At 70.5% G+C, this 26,305-nt stretch carries 29 protein-coding genes; 16 read left to right on the top strand and 13 right to left on the bottom strand.

Annotated features, from left to right (window positions below; all coding sequences use genetic code 11):
• Nucleotides 1-23: 23 nt before the first annotated feature.
• On the top strand, nt 24-1,127 hold the full coding sequence (locus AMYBE_RS0106380) for a glycoside hydrolase family 64 protein (RefSeq protein WP_020658519.1): 1,104 nt from the start codon (nt 24-26) through the stop codon (nt 1,125-1,127).
• A 106-nt stretch (nt 1,128-1,233) separates the two neighbouring features.
• On the opposite strand, the gene AMYBE_RS0106375 is transcribed toward AMYBE_RS0106380, so the two are convergent.
• A complete protein-coding gene (locus tag AMYBE_RS0106375) occupies nt 1,234-1,860 on the bottom strand; it encodes a TetR/AcrR family transcriptional regulator (RefSeq protein ID WP_020658518.1) in 627 nt (208 codons plus the stop codon).
• Between the two features lie 104 nt (nt 1,861-1,964).
• Here AMYBE_RS0106375 and AMYBE_RS0106370 point away from each other — a divergent pair, with 104 nt between their 5' ends.
• Nucleotides 1,965-2,858: an NAD(P)H-binding protein gene (locus AMYBE_RS0106370; RefSeq protein ID WP_020658517.1), complete on the top strand. Its 894-nt coding sequence runs from the start codon at nt 1,965-1,967 to the stop codon at nt 2,856-2,858.
• A 40-nt stretch (nt 2,859-2,898) separates the two neighbouring features.
• Here AMYBE_RS0106370 and AMYBE_RS0106365 read toward each other — a convergent pair whose 3' ends face one another.
• Complete coding sequence (locus tag AMYBE_RS0106365; protein WP_020658516.1) at nt 2,899-3,645, bottom strand: TetR family transcriptional regulator; 747 nt, start codon at nt 3,643-3,645, stop codon at nt 2,899-2,901.
• A gap of 85 nt (nt 3,646-3,730) precedes the next feature.
• Here AMYBE_RS0106365 and AMYBE_RS0106360 point away from each other — a divergent pair, with 85 nt between their 5' ends.
• Complete coding sequence (locus tag AMYBE_RS0106360; protein ID WP_020658515.1) at nt 3,731-4,183, top strand: hypothetical protein; 453 nt, start codon at nt 3,731-3,733, stop codon at nt 4,181-4,183.
• A gap of 51 nt (nt 4,184-4,234) precedes the next feature.
• On the opposite strand, the gene AMYBE_RS40970 is transcribed toward AMYBE_RS0106360, so the two are convergent.
• Genes AMYBE_RS40970 through AMYBE_RS0106345 form a run of 3 tightly spaced genes read right to left on the bottom strand, consistent with a single transcriptional unit; the run spans nt 4,235 to nt 6,505 of the window.
• Nucleotides 4,235-4,621 (bottom strand): hypothetical protein, encoded by a 387-nt coding sequence (locus AMYBE_RS40970; protein WP_154676133.1) that lies wholly within the window; start codon nt 4,619-4,621, stop codon nt 4,235-4,237.
• A 53-nt stretch (nt 4,622-4,674) separates the two neighbouring features.
• Nucleotides 4,675-5,592: a hypothetical protein gene (locus AMYBE_RS0106350; protein WP_211226801.1), complete on the bottom strand. Its 918-nt coding sequence runs from the start codon at nt 5,590-5,592 to the stop codon at nt 4,675-4,677.
• A 46-nt stretch (nt 5,593-5,638) separates the two neighbouring features.
• On the bottom strand, nt 5,639-6,505 hold the full coding sequence (locus AMYBE_RS0106345; RefSeq protein ID WP_020658512.1) for an EamA family transporter: 867 nt from the start codon (nt 6,503-6,505) through the stop codon (nt 5,639-5,641).
• A gap of 68 nt (nt 6,506-6,573) precedes the next feature.
• Between AMYBE_RS0106345 and AMYBE_RS0106340 the strand changes: the two genes are divergently transcribed.
• Nucleotides 6,574-7,455 carry a LysR family transcriptional regulator gene (locus AMYBE_RS0106340; protein ID WP_020658511.1) on the top strand — a complete coding sequence of 294 codons (882 nt, stop codon included), beginning with the start codon at nt 6,574-6,576 and terminating at the stop codon, nt 7,453-7,455.
• Nucleotides 7,456-7,824: 369 nt separating this feature from the next.
• On the top strand, nt 7,825-8,283 hold the full coding sequence (locus AMYBE_RS0106335; RefSeq protein ID WP_020658510.1) for an HNH endonuclease: 459 nt from the start codon (nt 7,825-7,827) through the stop codon (nt 8,281-8,283).
• A gap of 138 nt (nt 8,284-8,421) precedes the next feature.
• Here the strand turns inward: AMYBE_RS0106335 and AMYBE_RS44640 are convergent, their stop codons facing one another.
• Entirely contained in the window at nt 8,422-8,571 is a 150-nt protein-coding gene (locus tag AMYBE_RS44640) for a hypothetical protein (protein ID WP_020658509.1), read from the bottom strand.
• Nucleotides 8,568-8,846, bottom strand: coding sequence for a hypothetical protein (locus AMYBE_RS45395; RefSeq protein ID WP_020658508.1), 279 nt, complete (start codon nt 8,844-8,846; stop codon nt 8,568-8,570). The genes AMYBE_RS44640 and AMYBE_RS45395 overlap by 4 nt, the downstream gene beginning before the upstream one ends.
• A gap of 68 nt (nt 8,847-8,914) precedes the next feature.
• Between AMYBE_RS45395 and AMYBE_RS0106320 the strand changes: the two genes are divergently transcribed.
• Together AMYBE_RS0106320 and AMYBE_RS0106315 are read left to right on the top strand one after the other, a co-directional pair.
• Nucleotides 8,915-9,538 carry a TetR/AcrR family transcriptional regulator gene (locus tag AMYBE_RS0106320; protein WP_020658507.1) on the top strand — a complete coding sequence of 208 codons (624 nt, stop codon included), beginning with the start codon at nt 8,915-8,917 and terminating at the stop codon, nt 9,536-9,538.
• A gap of 221 nt (nt 9,539-9,759) precedes the next feature.
• The gene (locus AMYBE_RS0106315) at nt 9,760-11,379 is read left to right on the top strand and encodes an ABC-F family ATP-binding cassette domain-containing protein (RefSeq protein WP_020658506.1); all 1,620 of its coding nucleotides are present in this window, start codon (nt 9,760-9,762) and stop codon (nt 11,377-11,379) included.
• Here the strand turns inward: AMYBE_RS0106315 and AMYBE_RS0106310 are convergent.
• Nucleotides 11,376-11,888: a putative immunity protein gene (locus AMYBE_RS0106310; protein WP_020658505.1), complete on the bottom strand. Its 513-nt coding sequence runs from the start codon at nt 11,886-11,888 to the stop codon at nt 11,376-11,378. The two genes, AMYBE_RS0106315 and AMYBE_RS0106310, sit on opposite strands and share 4 nt — an antisense overlap.
• Nucleotides 11,889-11,965: 77 nt before the next feature.
• Nucleotides 11,966-13,021, bottom strand: coding sequence for a YeiH family protein (locus AMYBE_RS0106305; protein WP_020658504.1), 1,056 nt, complete (start codon nt 13,019-13,021; stop codon nt 11,966-11,968).
• 96 nt (nt 13,022-13,117) lie between these two features.
• On the opposite strand from AMYBE_RS0106305, the gene AMYBE_RS0106300 reads away from it, so the two are divergent.
• Complete coding sequence (locus tag AMYBE_RS0106300; protein WP_020658503.1) at nt 13,118-13,888, top strand: GntR family transcriptional regulator; 771 nt, start codon at nt 13,118-13,120, stop codon at nt 13,886-13,888.
• Between the two features lie 99 nt (nt 13,889-13,987).
• On the opposite strand, the gene AMYBE_RS0106295 is transcribed toward AMYBE_RS0106300, so the two are convergent.
• Nucleotides 13,988-14,779, bottom strand: a complete 792-nt coding sequence (locus AMYBE_RS0106295) for a thioesterase family protein (RefSeq protein WP_020658502.1) — start codon at nt 14,777-14,779, stop codon at nt 13,988-13,990.
• 203 nt (nt 14,780-14,982) lie between these two features.
• Here AMYBE_RS0106295 and AMYBE_RS0106290 point away from each other — a divergent pair, with 203 nt between their 5' ends.
• The 3 genes from AMYBE_RS0106290 to AMYBE_RS0106280 are packed head-to-tail and all read left to right on the top strand — an operon-like array spanning nt 14,983 to nt 17,050.
• Complete coding sequence (locus AMYBE_RS0106290; RefSeq protein ID WP_020658501.1) at nt 14,983-15,381, top strand: YciI family protein; 399 nt, start codon at nt 14,983-14,985, stop codon at nt 15,379-15,381.
• Nucleotides 15,381-16,622 carry an RNA polymerase sigma factor gene (locus tag AMYBE_RS0106285; protein ID WP_020658500.1) on the top strand — a complete coding sequence of 414 codons (1,242 nt, stop codon included), beginning with the start codon at nt 15,381-15,383 and terminating at the stop codon, nt 16,620-16,622. Before AMYBE_RS0106290 ends, AMYBE_RS0106285 begins: the two co-directional genes overlap by 1 nt.
• A gap of 35 nt (nt 16,623-16,657) precedes the next feature.
• Nucleotides 16,658-17,050, top strand: a complete 393-nt coding sequence (locus AMYBE_RS0106280) for an Imm1 family immunity protein (RefSeq protein ID WP_020658499.1) — start codon at nt 16,658-16,660, stop codon at nt 17,048-17,050.
• A gap of 7 nt (nt 17,051-17,057) precedes the next feature.
• Here AMYBE_RS0106280 and AMYBE_RS0106275 read toward each other — a convergent pair whose 3' ends face one another.
• Complete coding sequence (locus AMYBE_RS0106275; protein WP_020658498.1) at nt 17,058-17,912, bottom strand: NAD(P)H-binding protein; 855 nt, start codon at nt 17,910-17,912, stop codon at nt 17,058-17,060.
• 172 nt (nt 17,913-18,084) lie between these two features.
• Between AMYBE_RS0106275 and AMYBE_RS0106270 the strand changes: the two genes are divergently transcribed.
• A complete protein-coding gene (locus AMYBE_RS0106270) occupies nt 18,085-19,302 on the top strand; it encodes a hypothetical protein (RefSeq protein WP_020658497.1) in 1,218 nt (405 codons plus the stop codon).
• Between the two features lie 418 nt (nt 19,303-19,720).
• Entirely contained in the window at nt 19,721-20,149 is a 429-nt protein-coding gene (locus AMYBE_RS40965) for a hypothetical protein (RefSeq protein WP_020658496.1), read from the top strand.
• A gap of 42 nt (nt 20,150-20,191) precedes the next feature.
• On the opposite strand, the gene eno is transcribed toward AMYBE_RS40965, so the two are convergent.
• A complete protein-coding gene (gene eno / locus AMYBE_RS0106260) occupies nt 20,192-21,466 on the bottom strand; it encodes a phosphopyruvate hydratase (RefSeq protein ID WP_020658495.1) in 1,275 nt (424 codons plus the stop codon).
• Between the two features lie 549 nt (nt 21,467-22,015).
• Nucleotides 22,016-23,110, bottom strand: coding sequence for a CaiB/BaiF CoA transferase family protein (locus AMYBE_RS0106255; protein WP_020658494.1), 1,095 nt, complete (start codon nt 23,108-23,110; stop codon nt 22,016-22,018).
• Nucleotides 23,111-23,318: 208 nt separating this feature from the next.
• On the opposite strand from AMYBE_RS0106255, the gene AMYBE_RS43245 reads away from it, so the two are divergent.
• The 3 genes from AMYBE_RS43245 (at nt 23,319) to AMYBE_RS0106240 (ending at nt 26,114) form a co-directional block, all read left to right on the top strand.
• Nucleotides 23,319-23,858, top strand: a complete 540-nt coding sequence (locus AMYBE_RS43245; protein WP_020658493.1) for an antitoxin — start codon at nt 23,319-23,321, stop codon at nt 23,856-23,858.
• Nucleotides 23,859-24,264: 406 nt separating this feature from the next.
• The gene (locus AMYBE_RS0106245) at nt 24,265-24,909 is read left to right on the top strand and encodes a GntR family transcriptional regulator (protein ID WP_020658492.1); all 645 of its coding nucleotides are present in this window, start codon (nt 24,265-24,267) and stop codon (nt 24,907-24,909) included.
• The gene (locus tag AMYBE_RS0106240; protein WP_020658491.1) at nt 24,906-26,114 is read left to right on the top strand and encodes an MFS transporter; all 1,209 of its coding nucleotides are present in this window, start codon (nt 24,906-24,908) and stop codon (nt 26,112-26,114) included. Before AMYBE_RS0106245 ends, AMYBE_RS0106240 begins: the two co-directional genes overlap by 4 nt.
• Nucleotides 26,115-26,305 lie beyond the last annotated feature (191 nt).

Below are 26,305 nucleotides of genomic sequence, written 5' to 3'. Positions count from 1 at the left end.
CATTTCCCCTGTGGAGCTCCGCAATGGCGTCCGCGACGACCCCGGACACCGCGAGAGTCGCCTTCGACGACAAATCCGGTGCGGGCCAGTCGTACGCCTACATTACCGGCACGACTCTCGACAACCGGCTGATAGTACTGAAATCTGACGGCACTCCCTACTATCCGCCGTCTCCGGGCACCGACCACACGCCGCTCGGCGAGGACTGCGCGATCCCGCTCAAATCGCTTTCCCAGATCACTGTCCCGAAAATGTACGCGGCCCGGATCTACGTCGCACTGGACAGCAAACTGGACTTCTTCGTCAACCGCGGCCCGGCGCTCGTGCACCCGAGTTTCCTCGCCGCCGACGATCCCAACTACGGGCGCACCTGGTCGTTCTGCGAATTCACCTTCAACAACGACGTGCTGTTCGCCAACATCAGCTACGTCGACTTCGTGGCGATCCCGATCGGCCTGCACCTCACCACCACCGGCTCCGGCGACCAGACCGTGCCCGGCCTGCCGGCCCGTTCGCTCGACCCGATCTGCGACGCGCTCAAAGCGCAGGGCGGCAAATGGGGCAGCCTGATCGAGACCGGCGGCGACGGGAAACCGCTGCGCGCCCTGTCGGCGCATTACCGCGCCGACCAATTCGGCGGATACCTCGACGGCTACATCGAAGAGGTGTGGCAGAAGTACACCGGCACGCCGCTCACCGTCGACACCCAGGTGCCCGGTCTCGGCGCCTTCACCGGCCAAGTCGGCTCGGACGGAATGCTCGTCTTCAACAACGGCGAACGCTTCGCCAAGCCGGCCACGCCGGACGTCTGGAGCTGCGACAGCGGCCCGTTCGCCATCAAGGACAGCGACAGCCAGGCACGCAAGGCGATCGTTCCCCGGCTGGCGGCCGCGTTGAACCGCACCACGTTGCGCGACAACCCGAAGCAGCCGACCGGCGAGGACCCGGCGAAGTTCTATCAGAATCCGGAAACCAACCACTACGCGCGAATCGTGCACAGCAAGCTGCCGGACAACCGGGGGTATGCCTTCCCGTACGACGACGTCTCTCCCGGTCCCGATTTCAGCGGCGCGGTGCAAGCCGGCGATCCGGACACGCTCACCATCACGATCAGCGCATTCCGCTGACCTGGGCGACTGCCGCGGTCCCGGGACGGATCGCGGCAGTCACCCGGTCAGCTCGCCTTCCCGTGCGAACAAGTCCGCGTCCCGCCACCGCAGGGCCCTGGAGCGGTCAGCTCAGCACTGCCGAAACCACCCGGCGGATCGGGGCCAGGTCGACGTTCTCCACCGCAGCGTCCTCGCCCGGCGGCTTCTGGATCGCCGGTTCCGCGTTCAACAGCACCCGGAACACCCGCGCCAGGACGGTCCGGCCGACCAGGTCCTCGGCCAGCGCCATCGCGGCCGCACTGTCCTTTTCGTACCGCTCGGCCAGGTACTCGGCCAGGCGCGCATACATCGACGCGAACATCGCGTCGTAGTACGCCTGCGCGCTGTCCGGCAGCCGCTCGACGGCCGAAATGCTGAGCCGGCACGTGCGCACCTGCGGCTCCCAGGTCAGCAGTTGCTGGAACCGGCCGCAGAACAGCGTCACCGCCTCGACCGGGTCCGCCGCGTAGTCGCCCGGCGTCCGGAGCTTGCCCAGGTACAGCTCGCGAACCAGGTCGAGCACCGCGAGGAACAGCTTGTCCTTGCTTTCGAAGTGCGCGTAGAGCGACCGCTTGGACGTCCCCGCGCGCGCCGCAACCGCGTCCATCGAGGCGCGCTCGAAGCCGACCTCGAGGAACACGTTCTTCGCGGACAGCAGGATGTGCCTGCTCAACTCCGCGCCTCGCAGCTGCGAACCGCCCGCACGCACCATCGGTCTTGCCTCCGCGAAAAGTAAACGGTACGGTGGAGTTTACTTCCTGCTCCACCTCTTCGGAAGTCTCCTGCTCTCTTCGACAAGTCTCCTGGAGCGTCCTGATGATCGTCGTCACCACCCCCACCGGCAACATCGGCAGCCGCGTCCTGGCGCAGGTCGCGGACGGTGCGCACCCAGTCCGCGTGATCGTGCGCGATCCCGGAAAACTGCCCGACGACCTGCGGGAACGCGTAGAAGTCGAGGTCGGCTCGCACGGCGATCCGGCCGTGCTGGACCGCGCCTTCGCCGGAGCCGACACGGTGTTCTGGCTCCCGCCGGGCAACCCGCGAGCGGCGACGGTCGACGAGGTGTATTCCGGCTTCACCCGACCCGCGACGGAGGCGATCCGCACGCACGGCGTCCGCCGGGTCGTCTCGATCAGCGCGCTCGGCCGGGGGCGAGCCTCCTCGGTGAACGCCGGATACGTGTCTGCTTCACTGGCGATGGACGACCTGATCGCCAGCACCGGCGTCGCGTTCCGCGCCCTGGTGAACCCGTCCTTCATGGAAAACCTGCTGCGGCAGACCGAAACGATCAAGAACCAGGGCGTGTTCTACGACGTCCTGCCGCCCGACTACGCCTCGCCGACGGTCACCACGCGCGACATCGGCGCGCTCGCCGCCCGGTTCCTGACCGATCCGTCGTGGTCCGGCCAGGAGGAGGTCCCGGTACTCGGCCCGCAGGACCTGACCGCGGACGAACAGGCGGCCGTCATCGGCGACGTTCTCGGGATTTCGGTCAAGTACCAGCAGGTTCCGGTCTCGTCGCTCAGGCTGCGGCTGATCGCGAACGGCGCGTCCGAAGCGATGGCGCAGGGCATGGTGGACATGATGACCGCGAAGATCGAAAACCTGGATCACGGTGTGCGGCGGACTCCGCAGCACGCGGTGGACACGCCGACCACATTCCGGCAGTGGTGCGAAGAGGTGCTCAAGCCCGCGGTGGCGAAGGCCTGATCCCGCCGCTGGGCTGACCGCGTCATCCTCTCAATGGCACTCAGTGCCCACCGGGCTCCGCGGAGCGCAGAGCTGCGCCGATGCGGGTGACGACCTCGTGCAGCGGGGCCGTCGTGCTCAGCACCGCGACCACCGTGCTGGGCTCCCGCGGCTCCGGTTCGGCCGGCCCGCCGGGAGCCCGGAAAGCGGCCGCGACCAGAGCGAATGCCTCGTTCGCGGCGACCGCGATGTCGTCCCGTCCGCCGCTGCGGAGCCAGCGACGGAGGACGTGGTTGTTCGCGGCCGCGATCGCCGCCGCGGCGACTGCCGCGCGAAGGGTCGCGGATTCGTCGCCCGCGTCGGCGAAGCGGTCCTGGAGGTAGCGGGCCAGGACTCGCTGGTAGCGGTCGACGGTCGCGACTTCCTTGTCCCGCAACGACGGGACGGTCCGGGTCAGGGTGAATCGCTTGAGCGAGACGTCCAGTTCCGCGGCGTAGGACTCGAGCACGAGCGAGACCGCGGCCGTGGCGACTTCGATCGGGTCCCGCGACGGGTCGGCGGAGGCGAAGACCTGCTCCATCTCGGCGACGATCTCGTCGTGGTTGGCGAAGAGGACGTCGTCTTTGCTGTCGAAATAGCGGAAGAACGTGCGCCGGCCGACGCCGGCGGCCGCGGCGATGTCGTCGATGGTGGTGGCTTCGTAACCGTTGGCAGCGAAGAGGTCTACCGCCGCGGTCGCCAGCGCGCGGCGCAGCTGGCGCCGGCCGGCGGGGGTGGCCCCGACCCGGGTGCGCGGCGTCTCGGTCATGGGCGAACGGTAGCAGCCGGCTTGCTAGTGGCACTCAGTGTCGTTAGCATGGTCACGCACCCCAGGCGAGCGGAAGGCGTCGACGATGACACTCGACCAGCAGTTGCGGCCGGACCAGCAGACCGGGCCGGACCCGGCCGAGGCGTTTTACGGCGGAGTGTTCGGCTGGTCGGTGCGGCGGCAGGGCGGGCGGCTGTTCCTGGCGCTCGAGTACGGGCTGTGCGCGGTCACCCTGCCGAAGCTGACGGCAGGCCCGGTGTTGGCGCACCTGCGCGAGCTCGGATGTGCCGGTCCCGCGTTGATTCTGCCTACCCAGCGGGGGCCTCGGTTGGCGATTCTCGCGGACGCGGACGGGGAGCTGCCGATGTGCGGCGGGCTGCCGGCGGATGTGCAGGTCCTGGACAGTGGCGCGCTGATTCCGTTGCCAGACGGGCGGGCCGGGGTCGGGATGGGGCCGGAGTGGCTGAGCGCGCCGGATCCCCGGCGACGGTGGCTGCCCAGCGTCAGCGCGGTGATCGCCGGGACTCGGCGGCGCTGATCGGTTCCGTGCCGGGCGCCTAGCGGGACTCGGAGTCCCGCACGGGGCCCTTCACGGAACTTCGGCGAGTTCGCGGGAAAGCTCGTCCAGCGCCGCGGCGGCCTTGGTCGCCAGATCGTCCACTTCGGACACCAGGCGGTCGATTTCGTTCCAGCGGCGGGTGTCTCGGGCGGGGTCCGGGATCAGGGACGTCCCGACCAGCAGCAACAGGGTGTCGATTTCGTAGGCGCGGTCGGCGAGCCGCAACAGCGGCACGTGGTCCCCTCCGGCGCACTGGCCGGCACGGCGGCAGGCAGCATGACCCAGCCCCCGGCACAACGTCTGCAGGCGTTCCCGCACGGCGTCCGCACGGGGGATTGCTCGCGGACCGCCGGTGCGGATGTTCCATGCCACCGAGAGCAGGCAGCGGCCGGCGTCGTCCATCGAGGTGTTCGTCACCGGGCGAGTGTGGAAGCATTATCCCCGCTGCGGGGGACCCGACACGCGCAAGCTCACCGCATCGAGTGAAGCAATCGCACGGTCGCGTCCAAGGGCAGGCGATCGTCCGCGGCACGGGCGAGGAAATCCAGGATCCGCTGCCCGTCCGGGGTCAGCTCGGTGACGTCGTTGACTTCCGCGCTCGCGGCTTCCAGCGCACCCAGGCCGGCGTTGTGGTGGGCGTCGCGGACGGCGTTGCGCAAGACCGCGAGCTCCGCGGCGGACGGGGCGCGTTTTTCGGCGCGCAGGCGTTCGACGATCCTGCGCACCTGCGGAGACTGCGCGGCCAGCGCCTGGCGACCGGCGAACGACGCGACCATGCGCGGCGTGGCCCGGGTTTCGGCCGGCGGCGCGGCAGCGGGCACCTCTTCGCCGACCACCCGCAAACTCTCGAGCGCCGCGGCCCGGCGACGTTCGGCCTCCCGCACCCGGGCAAGCGGGTTCGCGCGTTTGGCGGCGGCGATCTCGCGGGCCTCGGCGCGGGCGCGCTCCCCCACGCCGGTAAGCCGGGAGGGACGCCGGTAGCCGCCTTCGTTTTCCGCCTGCTTGCGGCGGTTGGCGAGCCAGGCATCGTAGGTTTGGCCCTGCCGGGGCGGCTCCCGGACGTCGGACATCGCCGCGCCGGGGTCGTCGTCGGCGAACCAGGCGTTCATGCGGGAGCGCAGGAAGTCGCCGGGCCGTTCGCTGCCCCGGCGGGGGCGCTGGCGGGTGCCGTCCGGGAGCGCGCTGAGCGCGATCAGCAGCGCATCCGGGCAGTAGCCGTTGGAGTACCAGAATTCCAGCTGCCGCTCGACGTCGTCGCGTTCGTCCTGGGTCAGCCGCTCGGTGACCCAGCCCATGCGGCGGACCAGCACGCCAGTCGCCTGCGCGCGCTCACGCGCGTCGCTGGGCACGACCGTCGACGGCCATTCCCGGTCCGGGGTCCGCACCACCTCGCCCACCTCCCCCTCGACGGTACGTCGGCCCGGGGAGCGGCAATCACCCGACACGCCGCAGCACGGTGCCGGCGTTCGCCAGTACAATCACGCCGATCGCGACCCAGGCGAGCGCGTCCAGCCGCTGGTCCAGCATCACCCGCCCGACCAGCGCGGCCATCACCGGATTGACGCTCATGAACGCGCCGAAGAACTGTGCCGGCACCCGCCGCAGGGCCAGCAGGTCCACCAGGAACGGCACAGCCGACGAGAGCACCCCGCAGGCCAACGCCGCCGCCAACGCGCCCGCGGTCGGTGGGTGGTGCAGCATCACGATCACGCCGACCGGCAGGTACAGCAAACCGGACACGCCCGCGGCGGCGGCGGAGCCCTGCAGTCCGGGCACGCGCTGGCCGACCGTCCGGTTCAGCAGGATGTAGCAGGCCCAGCACACCGCGGCGAGCACGGCGAGTCCGATCCCGACGTAGTCCGTGCTCGGCTGCGGGCGGGTGAGCACGCCGACCGCCACCGCGGCGGCCGCCGCGCACGCCAGGTCGATCCGGCGGCGCGAGCCGAGCAGCGCGATCGCCAGCGGGCCGAGGAACTCGAGCGTCACCGCCAGACCGAGGCCGATCCGGTCGATCGCGGTGTACAGCGAGAGGTTTATCGTCGCGAACACCGCGGCCAGGCCCAGGATCGGACGCCACTGGCGGGCGGTGAACGTCCGCAGACGCGGCCGTCCGACCGCGATCAGCACCGCGCCGGCCACCCACTGGCGGACCGCCACCACGCCCGCCGGGCCGAGCACCGGGAACGCGAGCGCCGCCGTCGCCGCGCCGACCTGGTTCGACAGTGCGCTGCCGAGCAGCATCGCCGCACCGGTCAGCCGGGTGTCGTCGCGAGTGCGCGGAGCCTGTTCGGTAGTCGCCATGCGACGAGGATGCGGTCGCCGGATCAATGCGCAAAATGCATTGACCGCATCAAGGATACGCTAGACGCATGGATCTGGAGCTGCGTCAGCTGCGCTGCCTCGTGACGATCGTCGACGCCGGCACGTTCACCGACGCGGCATTCCAGCTGGGCGTCTCGCAGGCGGCCGTGTCACGGAATCTCGCGTCGCTGGAACGGGTTCTGGGCGTGCGGCTGCTGCATCGCACCAGCCGGAGCCTCACCCCGACGACCGCCGGGGTCCAGGTGCTCGCGCGGGCGCGGCATCTCCTCGCCGAGGCCGACGACCTGGTCCGCGAGGCGACGACCGGGCACACGCGGCTGCGCATCGGTCACGCGTGGTCGGCGATGGGCAGGCATACCGCGGAGTTCCAGCGCCGCTGGGCGGTCCGGTATCCGGACGTCGAACTGCTTCTGGTGCGCACCAACACCTCGACCGCCGGGCTCGCCGAGGGGCTCGCGGATCTCGCTGTGGTGCGGACCGCGGTGCCCTCCAGCCGGTTCGCGCACGCGACGGTCGGGCAGGAGGACCGGTACTGCGCCATGGCCGCCGACGATCCGCTCGCCCGCCGCCGGACCGTGACGCTCGCGGATCTCTCGTCCCGGCTGCTGGTGGTCGATCCGCGCACCGGAACGACTTCGCCGGACCTGTGGCCGGAAGGCGCGCGGCCGCGCACCGAACCGACGCTGGACGTCGACGACTGGCTCGCCGCGGTCGCCACCGGACGCTGCGTCGGGGTGACCCCGCACGCGACCACGACGCAGTACCGCCGCGACGGAATCGTGTACCGCCGGGTTCGCGACGCCCCGCCTGTGCCGGTCAATCTCGCTTGGCGGGCACACGATCCGCATCCGGCCACGCACGCCGCGGTGGCGTTGCTCGGTGAGCTGTACCAGGCGAATCCGAAACGGGAAAGCCGGAACGCGCGGTAGGCGGGTCCGCGTGCGGAACGGAACGCCGGAGCGATCCTTCTCGCATCGCGGAATCACCGGCCCCGTGCCGGACCGGGAAGACAGCCCCGCCCGCCGGCCGTTGTGTCCACTGTGGAGCATCCGGGCGGCCTCGGCCATTTTCCGTTGACGCGGCGTCCCGGCGCGACAACAATGACGTTGTCCAGCCACGAAAGGAGACCCCGGATGCCCGTCTTCGGCGATCGCTTGTCGATCCTGCCGGGCATTCCCGGCTCCGCGCCATGACCGTGGTCCAGCCACGCCGTGAGCGAGGAGCCGCCCGCCGGAGCACCGGCCGGGCGGCTTTTGCGTTCCCGGCCCGTTTCACCGGGAAAGGAGGTGCCCGTCGCCATGGGAGTCCTGGTCCTCAATGCCGGCTACGAGCCCTTGCACACCGTTTCGCTCCCCCATGCCATCCGGATGCTCGTCCGGCAGGTCGCGGTCGTTCACGAAAGCGACGGGCCGGACCTCGGAATCTTCCCGCGGCCGAAGGTGGTGCGGCTGCTTCGCTACGTCGTGATGAAGTGGCGCTACTCCGGAACGCCGCGCTGGTCGCGGGCCGGGGTGCTGCGCCGCGACCGGCACACCTGCGCCTACTGCGGCCGCCGTGCCACGACGGTCGACCACATCACGCCGATCTCGCGCGGCGGTCCGCGCACGAGCTGGCTGAACACCGTCGCCGCCTGCGGTGGCACCGCGCGCAGCTGCAACGCTCGCAAGGCCGACCGCACGCCGGAGGAAGCCGGCCTGGTGCTGCGGTTCGCGCCGCGGGTGCCGCGGTGGGACGAGCTGAATCCGCTGACCGCATAAGACTGGCCGAGCTGGTCTCGGTTCGCCGCGACCACTGCGGTGAAGGGCCCCTTGCCGGAATCCGATTCCGGCAAGGGGCTCTTCGCTGCACGCGGCCCCGGCTCCAGCGCCGCACCGGACCGGTCGAACTCGGCTGGATCAGCGGCCCACCTTTTTCCAGATCACCACCGCCCCGATCACCAGCAAGAGCACTGCGCCGAGCACGATCAGCCCCTTCACCAGTAGGTCGTGCATGAGGTGCCCGAGGATCTCGGCCCCTTCGCCCTCGGCGAGCAGCACGCCGGTCACCGGCCCGGCCGCTTCCGGTCCGGGCCTTCGTCCAGCCAGCGCGCGGCCTGGCGGACGACCTCCCCGCCGACTCGGCCGCGCACTCCCCTCGCGCCGCGCCGCTCCACCGCTCGGGCCGCGGACTTCGCCAACGTCGCCGCCCCGGCCCGCACCTGCTCCCCCTTGCCGCGCCGGCGCAGCGAAACGATCAGCGCGAACCCGGCCAGTCCCACCACCACGACGATCCCGGCGATGATGCCGAACCGGATCAGCAGGATGTTCAGCACCGTCTCCACAGCGCATCCCCCTTTCTATCACGACTGTGATAGAAAGGTGTCTATCACAGCTGTGCTATAAAAGTCCAGTGCCCAAGGTGGTGGACGGAGACGAGCGGCGCGCGCATATCGCCGACGCGGTGTTGCGGCTGGCCGCGAGAGACGGACTGCCTGCGGTGTCGCTGCGTGCGGTGGCCGCGGAATCCGGGCTGAACATCGGTTCGGTGCGGCATTACTTCGACAGCCAGCACGCATTGCTGCGGTTCGCGATGCGCACCACGATCGACCGCACGAGCGAACGGCTCATCGCCCGCCGCGAGCGGATGCCGTCGATGACAGACCTGCCTTCCGCCGAGATCGTCGGCCAGCTCGCCGAGTTCCTGTCCGAACTGCTGCCACTGGACGAGCGGCGGCGGGTCGAAGTAACCGTGCTGGTGGAATTCCTGCTGGCCGCGCGCGCCGACCCGAGCCTCGACGACCTGGCCCGCGAAGCCGTCGAAGGCACCGTGACGCTCGCTCGCCGCGCCCTCGACGCCCGCGCCCGGACCGGCCGGTTCGCGCCGCTGGATCCGGACGTCGAAGCCCCGCGGCTGGCTGCGCTCCTGGACGGGCTCGCGTTCCGGGCGGTGCTGCAGCCGGACGTCGCGCCGCCGGAGGAATGTGTCGCCGTGCTGCGGGCGCATCTCGCCGAACTGTTCCGGGAAAAAGGCTGACCGCGCGCGAGCAGCCGTCCGTGAAGGACCCCTGGAGGGAATCAGGTTCCCCGGACGGTCCTTCACGGACTTACCCCAGCACGACCGTTCACTCGCCCGGAAAGCCAGCAATGCCAGTCCCCCCAACGGTTTTCCAAAAGACACCACGGCTGCCGAGCAGTCCCGCGAGCGGTCGATAAATCGTGCGGCGATCCCGGCTCGGCTGGGTAGAGTGCCGGGCCATGGGCCATCTGGAGGCTGCGCACCTGCGCTACGTGCTGCCCGACGGGCGTCCGCTGCTCGGCGACGTGTCGTTCCGGGTCGGCGAGGGCGCGGTCGTCGCGCTGGTCGGCCCGAACGGCGCGGGCAAGACCACTCTGCTGCGGCTGCTGTCCGGCGACCTCAAACCCGATGAAGGTGCCGTCACGGTGTCCGGCGGACTCGGCGCGATGGCGCAGTTCGTCGGCTCGGTGCGCGACGAGCGCACCGTTCGCGATCTCCTGGTTTCCGTTGCGCCCAAACGGGTTCGCGAGGCCGCCCAGGCGGTCGACGCGGCCGAGGAGCGGATTCTCGAAGTCGACGACGAAGCCGCGCAGATGCGGTACGCGCAGGCGCTCAGCGACTGGGCCGAGGCCCGCGGCTACGAGTTCGAGACGACCTGGGACATGTGCACGACCGAGGCGCTCGGCGTGCCGTTCGACCGCGCGCGCTGGCGGCTCGTGCGCACGCTCAGCGGCGGCGAGCAGAAGCGGCTGGTGCTGGAAGCGTTGCTGCGGGGTCCAGACGAGGTGCTGCTGCTCGACGAGCCGGACAACTATCTCGACGTGCCCGGCAAACGCTGGCTCGAAGAGCGGCTGAAAGAAACCCGCAAGACCGTGCTGTTCGTGTCGCACGACCGGGAACTGCTCGCCCGCGCGGCGGAGAAGATCGTGAGCGTCGAGCCGGGCGGTGACGGCGCGGACGCTTGGGTGCACGGCGGAGGTTTCGGCACCTACCACGAGGCACGGCAGGAACGGTTCGCCCGCTACGACGAACTGCGCCGGCGCTGGGACGAGAAACACGCCCAGCTCAAGCGGCTCGTCCGGGACATGCAGCAGTACGCGGCGCGCAGCGACGAAATGGCGTCGCGGTACAAGGCGGCACAGACCCGGCTGCGGAAGTTCGAGGAGGCCGGTCCCCCGCCGGAACCGCCGCGGCCCCAGGACATCCGGATGCGGTTGCGCGGCGGCCGCACCGGCGTACGCGCGGTCACATGCGCGAATCTGGAGCTCACCGGGCTGATGAAACCGTTCTCACTGGAGATCTTCTTCGGCGAGCGAGTGGCGGTGCTCGGCTCGAACGGGTCCGGGAAGTCGCACTTCCTGCGGCTGCTGGCGGGAGACGACGTCGCGCACACCGGCGAATGGCGCACCGGCGCCCGGGTCGTGCCCGGGCATTTCGCGCAGACGCACGCGCGACCGGAGCTGACCGGCCGCACGCTCGTCGACATCCTGTGGACGGAACATTCGGCCGGCCGCGGCGCGGCGATGTCCGCGCTCCGGCGATACGAGCTGCACCGCCAGGGCGAGCAGACCTTCGACCGGTTGTCCGGCGGACAGCAGGCGCGATTCCAGATCCTCCTGCTGGAACTGGCCGGCACCACAGCGCTGCTGCTGGACGAGCCGACCGACAACCTGGACCTGGAGTCGGCGGAAGCGCTGCAGGAAGGGCTGGATTCCTACGAGGGCACCGTCGTCGCGGTGACGCACGACCGGTGGTTCGCGCGGTCGTTCGACCGGTACCTGGTGTTCGGATCGGACGGAGTGGTGCGCGAAACGCCGGAACCGGTGTGGGACGAGCGACGAGTGGAACGGGCGCGTTAAGCCGGACGCAGCAGCGTGTCCAGCTCTCGCGCCAGCTCGCCCGCCCGGCCCCGGCCGGGCGGGGCCTTCGGGTACCGCGCCAGCACCCGGAGGACGATCGGGTCCGCCAACGCGCACGGGTCGACCGGATAGCGGCCTCCGGCCAGCTCGAACGCGTACGCGGCGTGCCCGGCCGGACCGAGGATGTGCAGCACCTGCGTGGCTTTCGCGAGCGGGTGCAAGAACGCCGCCCCGCACGCGGCCACTGCCGCCCGCGCGGCTTCGCCAGCGGCGGATTCCCCCGCGTCCCGGGCTTCCTGGTATGCCCGCTGCGCGGCCCATGCGCTGTCGCGGATTGCCTTGCTGCGCTTGGCTCCCTGCGCGAACGCCCGCGCTGCCTCGAGCGCGGCGCGCGGGCGGTCGTCGGCTGGCCGCGCCTGGTCGAAGATCGCCAGCGCCGGCTCCGCGCAGGCCACCGCGTAGGCGGTGACGGCGCGCAGCTCGGCGAGGTCCAGCGGGATTTCCGTCATGTGCTTGAACAGTAGCGTTGAACAACCGGTTGGTGTTTTCCGCGACAGTCCCCAGGAAGGTCCGGGAAAAGCCGCAATCACATCCCGCCGGTCAGCGCCTGCAGCCCGAGACTGGACGCGGCCACCGCGACCCACAGGATCGCGCCCATCAGCAGCGGCCGGTGCCCTGCCTTGCGGAGATCGGACGGCTTGAGCGCCAGGCCGATCCCAGCGAGAGCCATGGTGATCAGGAAGGTGCCGAGAGCCGAAAGCGGGCCGTGCCACGAGACTGGGATCCAGCCCGCGCTTTCCACCGTCGCGGCGGCGAGGAAGCCGATCAGGAACGGCGGCACCAGCCGGTGCCAAGGCATGGCACGCAAGGAAACCCGGCCGCCGCTGGTCTGCTTGCGCGCGGCGAGCACTGCGAGGAACAACACGATCGGAATCAGGGTGAGCGTCCGGGTCAGTTTGACCACCAGGCCGTACGCCCCGGCGTCGCCGCCGTACGCGTAGGACGCCGCGACCACCGAAGACGTGTCGTTCACTGCGGTGCCCGCCCACAGTCCGAACGCGTGCGAAGACATCCCGAGTGCGTGACCGAGCGGCGGGAAAAGCAGCACAGCGGCGACGTTGAAGGTGAAGATGGTGCCGAGCGCGTAGGCGACGTCGGCTTCCTTCGGCTTCAGCACCGCGCTGGTCGCCGCGATCGCCGATGCGCCGCAGATCCCGGTGCCGACGCCGATCAGCGTCTGCGTGTCACCGCGAACCCCGAGCAACCGGCCGAGGATCCAGGCACCGCCGAGCGCGACCGCGAGCGTGCCCAGCATGACCGGCAGCGACTGTCCGCCGACGTGCACCACCTGCTGCAGGGACAAGCCGGTGCCCAGCACCACGATCGACAGCTGCAGCACCGGCCGGGACGCGACCGCGTAGCCCGGGCTGAACCGCCAGCCGCGCAGGCCCGGCACCACCGCGCCGGCGAGCGCGCCGAGCAGGATCGCGAGCACCGGCCCGCCGACCACCGGAACGAGCTTTCCGCCGGCCGTCGCCACCGCCGCGACCAGCACCGCGACCGCGAGCCCGGGCACCGGACGGGCCAGCCGGGCCCGCCAAGCCGCCGTCGCGCGCGTCGCTCCCAGCGCCGCCCCGGTCACCGGTCTGTCCCTGTGCGCACCGTTCCTCCTCCGTAATGTACGTACATTTAATCTAGGGGGAGGTACGGACATTTGGCAACCGGTACGCTGCACGACATGGGAGAGCTGGATCGCACCGGCGGCCAGCCGCTGTGGCGGCAGCTGCAGCAGGCGCTGCTCGTGCGCATCCGCGCCGGAGAGTTCGACGGCGCCTTCCCCGGGGAGCTCGCGCTCGCCGAGGAGTACGGCGTGAGCAGGCAGACCGTCCGCCAGGCACTGCGAGAACTGCGCGCCGACGGCACGCTGATCGCCGAACGCGGACGCCAGCCCCGGGTCGCCGCCGCTGCGGAAATCCAGCAGCCGCTAGGCGCGCTTTACAGTCTCTTCGCCGCGGTCGAAGCGGCCGGGCTGCACCAGAACAGCGTGGTGCGCCGGCTCGACATCCGCGCGGACGCGGTGGTCGCCGAGCGGCTCGGACTGGAGGCGTCCACTCCCCTGCTCTACCTGGAACGCCTGCGGCTGGCCGGAAACGACCCGTTGGCAGTCGACCGGGTGTGGCTGCCCGCCGATCTGGCCCGGCCGCTGCTGGCCGCCGACTTCCAGCACACCAGCCTGTACGGCGAGCTGTACAAGCGCACCGGCGTCCGGCTCGACCACGGCGAGGAACAGATCCGCGCGGTGGTGCCGACCCGTGCCGAACGCGCCCTGCTCGGCTGCGGCGAAACGGTAGGCGCGTTCTCGATCGGACGCCTCGGCGCCAGCGCCGGCCGCCCGATCGAATGGCGGCACACCCTCGTGCGCGGCGACCGGTTCGCGCTGACCGCCGAGTTCTCCGGGCGCACCGGGTACCGGCTGGTCACTACTGGGACAGTGGCCGGAACCCGCTGACCAATCGCGCCCGGACCGGCACGCTCGGCCGGCGCGCTACCGCCGGGCGGCGATCCCGGTTTCCCGCAGCAGCCGCACCCGGGCCAGTAACGGCCGGGTTCAGCCGAGCCGGATCCCGGCCAGCTGAGTGCCGTGCGCGACGAGAGTCCCCTCGCTGTCCCACACGTGGCAGGACTCGTCGACCCGGCCGTCCCCGATCAGATGCGCCCGGTGCAGCACCTTGACCGGACCGGGGGCCGGCCGGGACCGGATGTAGCCGGTCAGCTCGAGCGTCGGGACCCAGCCGGACGGGGCGACGTCGAGGGTCGCCGGCGGCAGTGCGTCGAGCGCGAACAGCAGGCTGATCGGGTCGAACGGCTCGTCGGCGGGCAGCGAGAGCAGACCGCGCAGCTCGCCGCGGCCGGAGGGCCCGTCGGTCAGCGGCCGGTCGAACCGGACGTCGATCTCGTTCTGGATCGCGATCGGAAAGCCGGACGCCGCCGCGCCCGGACCCCACGGCTGCTCCGGGAACTCGCCGAACTCCGGCCGCGGCACGCCCTCCTGCCAGTGCGGTTCGGCGTCGCCGAGGACGCCCATTGTCAGCAGGGTTTCCACCTGCGGCACGCCGTCCTTCAGCAGCCGGCCGCGCAGCTGGCTGGCGGTCCGCCCGGTGCGCAGCACCTCGACCTCGACCTCGGCCGGGCCCGGTTCGGGCGAGCGCAGGTAGTGCGCGCTGGCCGCGAGCACGTCCGGGTGCCCGGACACGACGGTCGCCGCACGCGCGACGACCGCCAGCAGGTAGCCGCCGTTCGGGCGGCCGCCGATCGTCCAGGCCGGGCTGAGGTCAGCGCGGAACTGGGTCTCGGACTGCTGCTTGACCGCGGAGACCGCGGCGAAGGTCGTCGTGCTCACGCTGCCTCCGTAGTGAGTTTCTTCCGGCAACTTACCTGCAAGCGACCATGCTGCCCCGTTCGCTGAGACCCAGCCCACCCTCGCCGGAGCGAGCCGGCGGATTTCCCGGCACAATATCCGCCGATCCGGGTAGAGGGCGGCGCACCGGCTCCGTTCTTCTGGTGAGCCGCCCGCGAGGGGCGGACCGGATCGCGGAGGAACCCATGCCGAAGTACATGCTGCTGCAGACTTACGCCCGCGGCGAGAACTGCGACCTGCCGCTGCCGGAGTGGGCGCCGGAGGACATCCGCGCGCACATCGAGTTCCAGCGGGTGCTGAACGCCGAGTTGACCGAGGCGGGCGAACTCGTCGAGGCCGAGGGTCTGGCCGGACCGGACGCGGCGAAGACAGTGGTCGCGGACGGCAACGGCGGCCGGGTCGTCACCGACGGGCCGTACGCGGAGGGCAAGGAATTGCTCGCCGGGTACCGGGTGGTGGACGTCGAATCGGAAACGCGAGCGTTGGAGATCGCGCAGCGGATCTCGGCCGCGCCCGGCCCCGAAGGCGCGCCGCTGCGGGTGCCGATCGAGGTGCGCCAGGTGATGAGCGCGCCGGAGGTGTGATGCCCGGCGACCGGGTCGAGGACTTGGTGCGCACGCTGGCGCCCCAGGTTCTCGCCCTGCTCGCACGCCGGTACGGCGACTTCGGCGCGGCCGAGGACGCCACGCAGGAGGCGCTGCTCGCCGCGGTGCGGCATTGGCCGGCCGAGGGCGTGCCGGAAAATCCGCGCGGCTGGCTGCTGCAGACCGCCGGTCGCCGGTTCATCGACGGATTCCGCAGCGATCAGGCTCGACGGCGGCGGGAGGACACGGTCTTCGCCGAACCGCCGCCCGCCGAGGTACCGGACCAGGACGACACGGTGACGCTGTTGTTCCTCTGCTGCCACCCGTCGCTGACCGCGGCTTCGGCGATCGCGCTGACGCTGCGCGCGGTCGGCGGCCTCACCACCGCCGAGATCGCCAGTGCGTTCTTCGTACCGGAAGCCACGATGGCGCAACGGATCAGCCGGGCGAAGGCGAAAATCAAGAAGTCCGGATTGCCGTTCCGGATGCCCGCGCCGCAGGAACGCGAAGCTCGGCTGCAGTCGGTGCGGCACGTGCTGTACCTCGTGTTCAACGAGGGGTACACGAGCAGCGCGGGCCGCAGCCTGCACCGCACCGAACTGTCCGCCGAGGCGATCCGGCTGGCCCGGCTGCTGCACGCGGCTCTGCCGGACGACGGCGAGACGGCCGGGTTGCTCGCGCTGATGCTGCTCACCGATGCCCGCCGCCCTGCCCGCACCGATCCGGACGGAGCGCTGGTCCCGCTCGCGGACCAGGACCGGGCCCGCTGGGATCGTTCGCTGATCCGGGAGGGCGTCGCGCTGGTCACCGCCGCGCTCGCACCAGGCGGAGCCGGCGAGTACCGGCTCCAAGCCGCGATCGCCGCGACGCATGACATCGCACTGCGCGCCGAGGACACCGACTGGCCGCGCGTGCTCGCCCTGTACCGCCGGCTCGAATCGCTGACGGGCAACCCGGTAGTCACGCTGAACCGGGCGATCGCCACCGCGATGGTGCACGGCCCGGCGGCTGGGCTGGCCCTGCTCGAAGGCCTCGACGACCGGCTCCCCGAGCATCACCGGCTGGCCGCCGCCCGCGCCCACCTGCTGGAACTGGCCGGCGAACCGGACGAAGCCGTCCGCTACTACGACGCGGCCGCCGCGCGTACCGCCAACACGGCCGAGCAACGCTATCTCACCTTGCGCGCGGCCCGGCTCCGCGCGACGCATTCCACAGTAAAGTCGCCGAACGCCACCGAGTAGTATCAGGAAACTGCACGGCACGAGCGGAGCGCACTATGGCGAGCCCCGAAGACGCCCGGCGCCGGACCGGGTACGACGTCACCGACGTGACCGCGGAAGACGTGCTCTCCGCACTGCGCTCCGCCGAACCGCCGACGCCCGGCGCAGGGGTCCTCTGGTGGCTGTACGCGGGACGGAAGCCCGGGACGCCGTACCTGGTCGCCGGCCTGAACGGGACGCGCGGAAGCCTGGTATGGCACGAAAACGGCCAGACTTACCTGCCCGCGGACGGCGACGGCGAGGGCCTGGCCGACTACTTCAGCCTGCAGGGCGCGCATTTCCCGCAGCCGGCCGGCAGCGAAGTCTCGGCCGAAGCCGTGCTGCGGGCGGTACGGGAGCTGTGCGAATCGCAGGCGCGACCGGCCGGGACAGCCTGGAAACCGGCTTAGCCGGTCACTATCCGATGTGGACGGTGGCGGCCTTCTCGAAGTCGCTTCGATGCGTCCGCGCCCACTCGCGGAACGACGTCGCCGGGCGGCCGGTGAACCGTTCCACCGTGTTGTTCACCGGCGCGATCCGCTTCTCGGCCGCTTCTTCCGCGTCCATCAGGTACTCCAGCACGGCCGCCGGCATCCATTCCGGCCGTCTCGCCAGCGCCTCCCCCCGCGTTTCGGGCCGCACTTCGATCGAGCGGCCGAGTTCCTCCACCAGGACGGCGACGACCGCACGCTGCGTCATGGATTCCGGCCCGGTCAACGCCAGGTCGCTGCCCGGATAGCTACGCTCCGCGAGCAAGGTCGCCGCGACCGCAGCGACGTCCGCTTCGGCAGTCGGAGCGAACTGGGCGTCCGGCGAGAACAGCCGCACCGGATCGCCCGCCCGGATCGCCGCACCCCAATCACGCCGGGTGTTGCCCGCCAGCCAGCCCGGGTACACCACGGTGAACGGGAGGCCGGATTCGCGGACTGCCCGCTCGGACGGCAAGTGCGCTTGCCGGAGCGGATTGCCGGCCGCGCCTTCGCGGACATCCGGCGAGGACAGCAGCACCACATACGACACACCTGACTTTTTAGCGGCGGCCAGGAAATGGCCCGCTCCCGCCCGCGCCGTCGGATACAGGAAGATCGCGTCGATTCCCTCCAGTGCGTCCTCGAACCCGCTTTCGGCGGTCAGGTCCAGCGACACCGCGTCCGGCAGGTCCAGCATCGACGCGTCCCGTGCCGATCCGCGCACCTCGTGCCCGCCGGCCCGCAGCGCACGCACGACTTCGCTGCCGATGCTTCCGCGCGCACCGGTCACCAAGATCGTCATCCCCAGCTCCCTTTATTCACAAACTAGCTTTGTTTACAAAGGTAGATTGGCGACTCTCTGCTGTCAAACCTGATCTCCGGGTACACGACCAAGCGAGATCGTTGTATGGATCGTGTACGGATCCCTCCGAGACTCCGGCCGTTCGGTTCGGACGAGTGAAGGGAGATCGGTCGTGGTCGGGAATGTGATGGTCCGGCGCACGGTCGCCGCACTGCTCGCCGCGGGAGCGGTCACCGCAGGAAGCACCACGGCGGCGAGCGCGGCCGCGAACTCCGGTTCCTGGCGGGCTGATCTGTCCGCTGTGGACAGTGACGGCGTCAACGTCGCTTCCGCGGGCAGCGCGATCACCCTGCGGAACTCCGGCTGGCGACCGGCGGCGCAGAACGAGGGCAGCGAGGGCTACCTGGTGTCGGCGGAACGACAGCTGTCGTCCCCGGTGAACCGGGTGCAGGCGCAGATCTCCGCGGACACCCCGGCGGGCACGTCGGTCGAAGTGGACGTCCGTGGCCGCTCCGGCAGCGCCGACTGGACCGAATGGGTCCCGGCCGGCACCGCGCTCACCCGCCCGGTGACCGTGGTACAGACGAGAATCATCTTGTCCGGCAACGGAACCAACGCCAGACCGACGGTCCGCGACGTCGAGCTGAACGGAACCCTCGGCCCGCAGGCACGGGCGCTCACCGCTTCCGCCCCGCTCACCTACACCGTCTACGCCACCCGTGAGGGCCTCACCGGAGGGACCACCGCGAACGGCCACGTGATCGCCGCGAACGACCACTTCGTCGCGTTGCCCTCGGGCAAAGCGTTGTCCCCCAGGGGGACCGGCAACTACAGCGTACGGGTGTGCAAGACCGACAACAGCCGCTGCGAATACGCGCCGGTCTGGGACGTCGGGCCGTGGAACACCAAGGACGACTACTGGAACCCGTCCTCGGTGCGTTCGGAGTACCGGGACCTGCCGCAGGGCCAGCCGGAAGCGTATGCGGCGTACCACAACGGGTACAACGGCGGCCGCGACGACCTCGGGTACCAGGTCGGCAACCCGGCGGGCATCGACCTGGCGGACGGCACATTCAGCTCGGGCGTCGGACTCGGGGACAACGGGAACGTCAAGGTGACGTACCTGTGGACCGGCTCGAGCGCGGCGAGCGGCCTGGTGCAGACCGCCGGCGACCCGGTGAACGTCCGATCGGGCGCGCACACGTCCGCGGCGGCGGTGGGACTGGCGGCGAACTACGCCAAGGTGAACATCGAGTGCTACGTCAACGGGGACAGCGTGACCGGGAAGTTCGGGACCAGCACGATCTGGGACCGGATCGGGCCGGGGAACTACGTTTCGGACACGTATGTGCAGACCGGTTCGGACAGCCCGGTCGCGCCGCTCTGCTGAGACTGGGGGTTCCCGGGCGGGGCGGGGAATTCCCGTCCCGCCCGGGGTTCAACAGGCGCCGCGCTTTTCCGGCAGAACTTCCGGACGGCTGGAGGTTGCCGGGCAGGGCTGCCGGCCGGATGGAGGAACGCCGGGCGGGCTGGGACTTTTCCGGCTCGCCCGGCGCCCGTCTCCGCCCGGTTCAGCGGCGGAATCCCGCTCCTGACCCGGCTAAGCGCTTGCCTCAGGTGGCGTGTGCCGAACGTCCACCGGTCTCTGTCCGTGAAGGGCCCCTTCAGGGACTTGGCTTCCCTCAAGGGGCCCTTCACGGACAGACCGGCAAACGGCTGCGGGAAGCCGGCCGGCACGGTCCTCGGGCAGTACGCGGGCTGGCCTGGTCAACGCCGGCACCTTCGCCGCTTTCACCTATCTCGGCACGATGGCCGGTACGTGGGCGCCGGTCGAGCTGGCGGCCTTCGGGATCGGGTCCTTCGTCGGAGTCACGGTGGCGGGCCGGATTCCAGCGGCAGCCCGCAAGGCCGGGGTGTTCGTGCTCACTGGCGTCTGGGCGGCAGCCGTGGTCGCGGCGCAGAGCCTGCCGGGGCTGCTCGCCACCGCATTGGCCGCGGGGGCGGCAGCGTTCGGCGTCGGGTCGGCGTTGATCGCGGCGATCGTCACGGAAGCCGGCGAACAGGCGCCCCGGATAGCGGGGGCGCTGGCGACGACGGCGTTCAACGTCGGCGCGGTCGTCAGGCCCGCGGTCGCGGGAGTCGTAGTCGTCGATGCGGGTCACGCGCGACGGGTGTTCTGGGTCAGCGCGGCCTGCTCTGCGGCCGCGCTGCCGCTGCTGCTGCGCACAAGGCGGTAGGCAGAGTTCGCGGCCCGGGCGGAAAGCCCGGGCCGCGGAGACTCAGCGCAGGGTGTCCCACCCGGCGTAGCGGGCCTCGGTGCCCAGTTCCTCCTCAATGCGGATCAGCTGGTTGTACTTCGCCGTCCGGTCGGATCGCGACAGCGAACCCGTCTTGATCTGGCCGCAGCCGGTCGCCACCGCCAGGTCGGCGATCGTGGTGTCCTCGGTTTCGCCCGAACGGTGCGACATGACCGCCGAGTACCCGGCCTTGTGCGCGGTGTCCACCGCGGCCAGCGTCTCGGTCAGGGTGCCGATCTGGTTGACCTTGATCAGGATCGAGTTGGCGATGCCGCGCTTGATGCCGTCGCGCAGGATCTCCACATTGGTGCAGAACAGGTCGTCCCCGACGAGCTGCACGCGGTCGCCGATGCCGTCGGTCAGCTGCTTCCAGCCGACGTAGTCGTCCTGGGCCAGGCCGTCCTCGATCGAAACGATCGGGAACCGCTCGGTCAGCTCGGTCAGGTACGCGACGTGCTCCTCGATGCTGCGCTTGCGTCCCTCGCCGGCGTAGTCGTACACGCCGTCGCGGTAGAACTCCGACGCCGCCGGGTCCAGCAGCAGCGCGATGTCCTTGCCGGGCTCGTAGCCGGTCTGCTCGATCGCGCGGACCACGAATTCGAGCGCCTCGTCGGCCGAGCCGAGCTGCGGGGCGAAGCCGCCTTCGTCGCCGACATTCGTGTTGTGTCCGGCTTCGTGCAACGATTTCCGCAGCGTGTGGAACACTTCCGAGCCCATCCGGACGGCCTCGGCGAACGTCGTCGCACCGACCGGGCCGATCATGAACTCCTGGAAGTCGATCGGGTTGTCCGCGTGCGCGCCGCCGTTGATGATGTTCATCATCGGCATCGGGAGCAGGTGCGCGTACACCCCGCCGACGTACCGGTACAGCGGCAGCGTGTTCGCCGCGGCGGCCGCTTTCGCCACCGCCAGCGAAACGCCGAGCGTCGCGTTCGCGCCCAGCCGCGCCTTGTTCTCGGTGCCGTCCAGGGCGATCAGCGCCCGGTCGACGTCGGCCTGCGCCTCGGCTTCCATCCCGGTCACGGCGTCGGCGATCTCGCTGTTGACCGCGTCGATCGCCTTCCGGACGCCCTTGCCGTGGAACCGCTTCGCGTCGCCGTCGCGCAGCTCGACCGCCTCGCGGGTGCCGGTGGACGCGCCGGAAGGCACCGCGGCGCGACCCACCGACCCGTCCGCCAGCACCACGTCGACCTCGACCGTCGGGTTGCCCCGGCTGTCGAGCACTTCCCGGCCGCGCACCCGGACGATGGCTGTCATAACGCTCCTCGGAGGTTCGAGCCGAAGCGAAACCGTGCGCACTCCGGCAGCAACGCGGCACCACGGTGAGCCGCACGTCATGACGGAGGCTAGCAGAAACTTCTGAATCGATCCGGCAGAACCCTCGGGCTCCACATCGGACAGTCGGAAACCGGTTCCCGACAAAGAGAACGAACCAGTACTGCCGCCGGGACGTTGCCCGTCCCGGACAGCTCCCGTTCATCGGCGGGCTGTCCGGCGGACAGCTTCGCGTTGCACAAAATGCCAGCGGCGGCAACCACCGGTATCGAAAAGCCGCCAGTCGCCGACGTGCGTTAGGCAGAATGGGCGCAAGCGCTGCCGTACCACTACTCACCACTGGTACGGTCGCTGCCGCGCCGCGCGACGCCGGTCCAGGGCCGGCATCTGACGTTCACCCGAGATCCGGCCTGGCAAATGATCACCTCGCGACTCGCCGACGGGCCGGTCCGCCGCTGACCGGGCACCGCAAGCGCGCCGGCGGCTGATCAGCGGCGAGAGTCTACCCTCCACTGTGGACTCTCCGTCCGGCTACGCTTTCCAGTCCGCCAGCACCTGTTCGGTATCCGCGCCCGGCACCGCCGGCGGCGACGGCAGATCCGTTGTACTGCGCGAGAATCGGGGTGCCGGCGCGGGCTGCACGATGCCGTCGATCTCGATCAGCCCGGCCCGCGCGGCTATGTGCGGATGGCTCGCCACCTCGTCCGGCGCGAGCACCGGCGTGACACAAGCGTCGGTGCCGTCGAACAGCTCCGCCCATTCGTCGCGAGTGCGACCGAGGAAGGCCCGGGTAAACGTGGCGCGGAGCGTCGGCCAGCCGTCGCGATCGAGCTGCGGAGGCAGGTCTTCGGCGGCCAAGCCGAGCCCCGCCAGCAGCGCCGCGTAAAACTGCGGTTCGAGCGCGCCGACCGCGACGTAACGGCCGTCCGCGCAGACATAGGTGTCGTAGAACGGCGCGCCGCCGTCGAGCAGGTTCGTGCCTCGTTCGTCGGACCACGAACCGAGGCCGCGCAACGCCCACATCATCTGCGCCAGCACGCCCGCGCCGTCGACCATCGCCGCGTCGACGACCTGGCCGAGGCCGGTGCGTTCGCGTTCCCACAGCGCCGCGAGCACGCCGGCGATCAGGAACATCGACCCGCCGCCGAAATCGCCGACCAGGTTGAGCGGCGGCACCGGCCGCTCGCCCGCGCGGCCGATCATGTGCAGCACGCCGGTCAGGCTGAGGTAGTTGATGTCGTGCCCGACGCGCTTCGCGAGCGGGCCCTGTTGCCCCCACCCGGTCATCCGCCCGTAAACGAGCCGGGGATTGCGGCTGGAGCAGTCCTCGGGTCCGACGCCGAGCCGCTCGGCGACACCCGGCCGCAGCCCTTCGACCAGCACGTCCGCCTTGGCCGCGAGCCGCAGCACGAGCTCGCGCCCGTCCGCCGACTTGAGGTCCGCCGCGACCGAACGGCGGCCGCGCAGCAGCGGGTCCGCCCGCCCGCCGGTGAGGTCGAGCGACCCGGCCGGCCGTTCGACCCGCACGACATCCGCGCCCAGGTCGGCGAGCACCATGCAGGCATGCGGTCCCGGCCCGATCCCGGCCAGCTCAACGACCTTCAGCCCGCTCAACGGTCCCGCCACGTGCCCTCCTCGGCTTCGCTGCCTCCGACGCCGCGACCCTACCGGCCGGTCGGCCGCCCGCCCGCGGCTGTGGGGTAACCCACCCGGGCCACGACCCGGGCAGAACCGGCATCGCGCCTCACCCGAACCGGGGATCGGTGTCTCGCCGCCGCGCCGCGCGGGTACTCGGCTGGTATTCAGGGGGCACGCATATCAAGAAAGGATTTCCATGAGCTTTTTCGACCAAGCCAAGGACAAGATCCAGGAATTCGCCGGCAACAACTCCGACCAGGTCGGCCAGGGGATCGACAAGGCCGCCGAATTCGTCGACGAAAAGACCGGCGGCCAGCACGGCGATCAGATCCGTCAGGGCGCGGACAAGCTCAAGGGTGCGTTCGGCGGCGGGCAGAACGAAGGCGGCCAGCAGCAGGGCGGCGGACAGTACGGCGGCGGGCAGCAGCAAGGCGATCAGCAGTACGGCGGCGGGCAGCAGCAAGGCGGCCAGCAGGGCGGATTCGGTGAGCAGCAGGGCGGCCAGCAGCAGGGCGGATTCGGCGGCCAGCCAGGCGGCGAACGGTACGGAGACCAGCGCGGCGGCCAGCAGCAGTACGGCGGCCAGCAGGAAACCGGTCAGCAGTACGGAAATCAGCAGTACGGCGAACAGCGCGGCGACGACCAGTGGCGCGAACCGCAGGGCGGCGACCAGTACGGCGGCCAGCAAGGCGAGAGCCAGCAGTATGGCGGCCAGCAGAACGAGCAGCAGTGGTAGCACTGGCCCGAATGCACTGAACTCCGCAGCTGCCGCGATTCGGTGACCGAAACCCGCGGCCTGCCGAGAAGAAAGTCTCCAGCCGAACGGGGCGGCATTACCGCGTAATTTCCGGTCAGCCGGCCAGGCTGGCGCGGTAATGCCGCCCCGTTTTTCCGGCCTGCGTCGAATTGCTCCGAGACTGGCTCGTCAACCCGGTTTTCGCGCCGGAATGAGCAGCTCCGCCGCGATGATCAGGTCGTCGGGCATTCCGGTCTCCCCTCGCCGTTGCGGGGGCCAAGGTCGGCCGCCGCGGCAAGGCGGACAGCCCAGGCGATCAGGAGAGCCAAAGGCCGCCCGCCCGAAGGTTGAGCCGCAGGTCACAACACCTTAGATACAAGATGGGATGCATGGTAGCGTCCCTCACGTGAACGCTGTGAAACCTTCCGGGGCCGCCGATCGCGCCTACCGGCTCACCAAGGAATTGGTGCTCACCGGCGAACTGCCCGGCGGCCACCTGTTCAGCGAGGGCGAGATCGCCGAGCGGCTCGGCGTCAGCCGCACGCCGGTCCGAGAAGCGTTTCTGCGCCTGCAGGTCGAAGGGCTGCTCAACCTGATCCCGAAACGCGGCGCGATCGTCGTGCCGGTCTCCCCCGGTGAGGCCGAGGACCTGCTCGAAGCGAGGGAAGCGGTCGAGAGCGCCGCGGTGCAGCGGCTGGCGCGGCGGCCGGAGATGATCCCGGACGCGCTGGAGCGGCTTCGCGCGGTGCTGCGAAACCAGCGTCAGCACGCGGAAGCGGGGGATGTGCCCGCGTTCGCCGAAGCCGACGCGCTGTTCCACCGCACGATCGTCGCGGCCGGCGGAAATGCGTTGCTGCTCGGCTTCTACACCACGCTCGCCGACCGGCAGCGGCGAATGAACGTGCACGCCCTCGCGCCGATCCCGGCCCAACTGCCGGGGGTTGTCGGCGAGCACGAGGACCTGCTGGACATCATCGCCGAGGCCGAGACAAAGGCGGACACGTTCGCGCCTGCCCTGCGAGCGCACCTGGACCGGGTGCACCGCCGATGACCGCGACTTCTGAGACAGTGCCGGAAACCACCGTGCGGCCCGCTTGGTTTCCGGCGGCCGCGGCAGTGTTCGCGTGCGGCTGGGGCGGCAACCAATTCACCCCGCTGCTCGTCATGTACCACGCCGCCGGCTACTCCGCTTTCACCGTGGACGCGCTCCTCGGCGCGTACGTCGTCGGTCTGGTGCCGGGATTGTTGCTGTCCGGCGGACTGTCCAATCGGCATGGTCGCCGGCCGGTGATGTTCGCCGGCACCCTGATGTCGCTGGTCGCGAGCGTCTTGCTGGCGCTCGGCCCGCTGGGCGTCGGCTGGATCGCCGCCGGACGGTTCCTGACCGGAATCGCGGTCGCTGTCGCGATGGCGGTCGGGTCGACGTGGATCAAGGAGCTCGCCGACGCCGACCCGTTCCGCCCGGCCGATCTCGGCACCCGCCGCGCCGCGCTGTGCCTCACCCTCGGGCTCGGCATCGGACCGGGCGTCGCCGGAGCGCTCGCCCAGTGGGGGCCGTGGCCGATGGTCCTGCCCTACCTGGTCCACATCGGACTCGCCGCCGCCGCGCTGACCGCCGTCCGGCGCAGTCCGGAAACTCTCCGCGCCCGAACGGATTCAGTGCGCACCGCATTGCCCGGCACCACGAAACACCCGCGGTTCCGCCGCGTCATCCTGCCGATGGCACCGTGGATCTTCGGGTCCTGCGGGGTCGCGTACGCGATCCTTCCGCAGCTCGTCGAGCACCAGACCGGATCGTGGGCGCTCGCCTACTCCACCCTGCTGACCGTGTGCGCGATCGGGGCGGGCGTGGGGATCCAGCCGATCGCCAAGCGCGTCGACCGGGCGACCAGCGCCCGCGCGGTGCTCACCGGGATGATCGTGCTCTGCCTCGGACTAGTGCTCAGCGTGGTCGCGGCGGCAGCGGAATCGCCGTGGCTCGCACTCGGTTCGGCCGTGGTGCTGGGCGCCGCATACGGCATCGTGGTGGTGTCCGGATTGCTGGAACTGCAACGACTCGCCCGGCCGGACGAAATCGCGGAACTCACCGGTGTGTACTACGCGCTGGCGTACGTCGGATTCCTCTTGCCGTCACTTTTGGCGGCCCTGAACGGAGTAGCGGGTTACCCGGTGCTGCTCGCCGGTGTCGCGGTGATCGCGATCGCCGGAACCCTTGTGGTTGCCCGACACTCGCGCCGGCACCTCCCGCGACACTGATCGACTAACCCGGCAAACAGGACCGAATGCCCGCACTGCCCGGAATTCAGTCCTGTTTGCCGGAATTCTTTCCCACTATTGTCGCTTGTGGATCGTGCCGGGCCGCGAAAGAGTTCTGCGGCAGGGAAAACGGGCGCGGTTGGTTCGCGCCCGCTTTCGTCGGGGCCGGTAACTCACGAACCATTCGAACA

The organism is Amycolatopsis benzoatilytica AK 16/65, assembly GCF_000383915.1.
GTDB classification, from domain to species: Bacteria; Actinomycetota; Actinomycetes; order Mycobacteriales; family Pseudonocardiaceae; genus Amycolatopsis; species Amycolatopsis benzoatilytica.
The sequence above is the reverse complement of the archived record's forward strand: the minus strand, read 5'-3'. Positions and strand labels throughout refer to the sequence as shown.

Bases quoted from the DNA above. Each gene is read 5' to 3' on its own strand.
- AMYBE_RS0106345 (WP_020658512.1), bottom strand. From the start codon at position 6,505: ATGGCGACTACCGAACAGGCTCCGCGCACTCGCGACGACACCCGGCTG.
- AMYBE_RS0106310 (WP_020658505.1), bottom strand. From the start codon at position 11,888: ATGACGGAAATCCCGCTGGACCTCGCCGAGCTGCGCGCCGTCACCGCC.
- eno (WP_020658495.1), bottom strand. From the start codon at position 21,466: ATGACAGCCATCGTCCGGGTGCGCGGCCGGGAAGTGCTCGACAGCCGG.
- AMYBE_RS43245 (WP_020658493.1), top strand. From the start codon at position 23,319: ATGAGCTTTTTCGACCAAGCCAAGGACAAGATCCAGGAATTCGCCGGC.
- AMYBE_RS0106290 (WP_020658501.1), top strand. From the start codon at position 14,983: ATGCCGAAGTACATGCTGCTGCAGACTTACGCCCGCGGCGAGAACTGC.
- AMYBE_RS0106240 (WP_020658491.1), top strand. From the start codon at position 24,906: ATGACCGCGACTTCTGAGACAGTGCCGGAAACCACCGTGCGGCCCGCT.
- AMYBE_RS0106275 (WP_020658498.1), bottom strand. From the start codon at position 17,912: ATGACGATCTTGGTGACCGGTGCGCGCGGAAGCATCGGCAGCGAAGTC.
- AMYBE_RS0106365 (WP_020658516.1), bottom strand. From the start codon at position 3,645: ATGACCGAGACGCCGCGCACCCGGGTCGGGGCCACCCCCGCCGGCCGG.
- AMYBE_RS0106375 (WP_020658518.1), bottom strand. From the start codon at position 1,860: ATGGTGCGTGCGGGCGGTTCGCAGCTGCGAGGCGCGGAGTTGAGCAGG.
- AMYBE_RS0106335 (WP_020658510.1), top strand. From the start codon at position 7,825: ATGGGAGTCCTGGTCCTCAATGCCGGCTACGAGCCCTTGCACACCGTT.
- AMYBE_RS0106285 (WP_020658500.1), top strand. From the start codon at position 15,381: ATGCCCGGCGACCGGGTCGAGGACTTGGTGCGCACGCTGGCGCCCCAG.
- AMYBE_RS40965 (WP_020658496.1), top strand. From the start codon at position 19,721: ATGGCCGGTACGTGGGCGCCGGTCGAGCTGGCGGCCTTCGGGATCGGG.
- AMYBE_RS0106340 (WP_020658511.1), top strand. From the start codon at position 6,574: ATGGATCTGGAGCTGCGTCAGCTGCGCTGCCTCGTGACGATCGTCGAC.
- AMYBE_RS0106300 (WP_020658503.1), top strand. From the start codon at position 13,118: ATGGGAGAGCTGGATCGCACCGGCGGCCAGCCGCTGTGGCGGCAGCTG.
- AMYBE_RS0106380 (WP_020658519.1), top strand. From the start codon at position 24: ATGGCGTCCGCGACGACCCCGGACACCGCGAGAGTCGCCTTCGACGAC.
- AMYBE_RS0106370 (WP_020658517.1), top strand. From the start codon at position 1,965: ATGATCGTCGTCACCACCCCCACCGGCAACATCGGCAGCCGCGTCCTG.
- AMYBE_RS0106280 (WP_020658499.1), top strand. From the start codon at position 16,658: ATGGCGAGCCCCGAAGACGCCCGGCGCCGGACCGGGTACGACGTCACC.
- AMYBE_RS0106360 (WP_020658515.1), top strand. From the start codon at position 3,731: ATGACACTCGACCAGCAGTTGCGGCCGGACCAGCAGACCGGGCCGGAC.
- AMYBE_RS0106315 (WP_020658506.1), top strand. From the start codon at position 9,760: ATGGGCCATCTGGAGGCTGCGCACCTGCGCTACGTGCTGCCCGACGGG.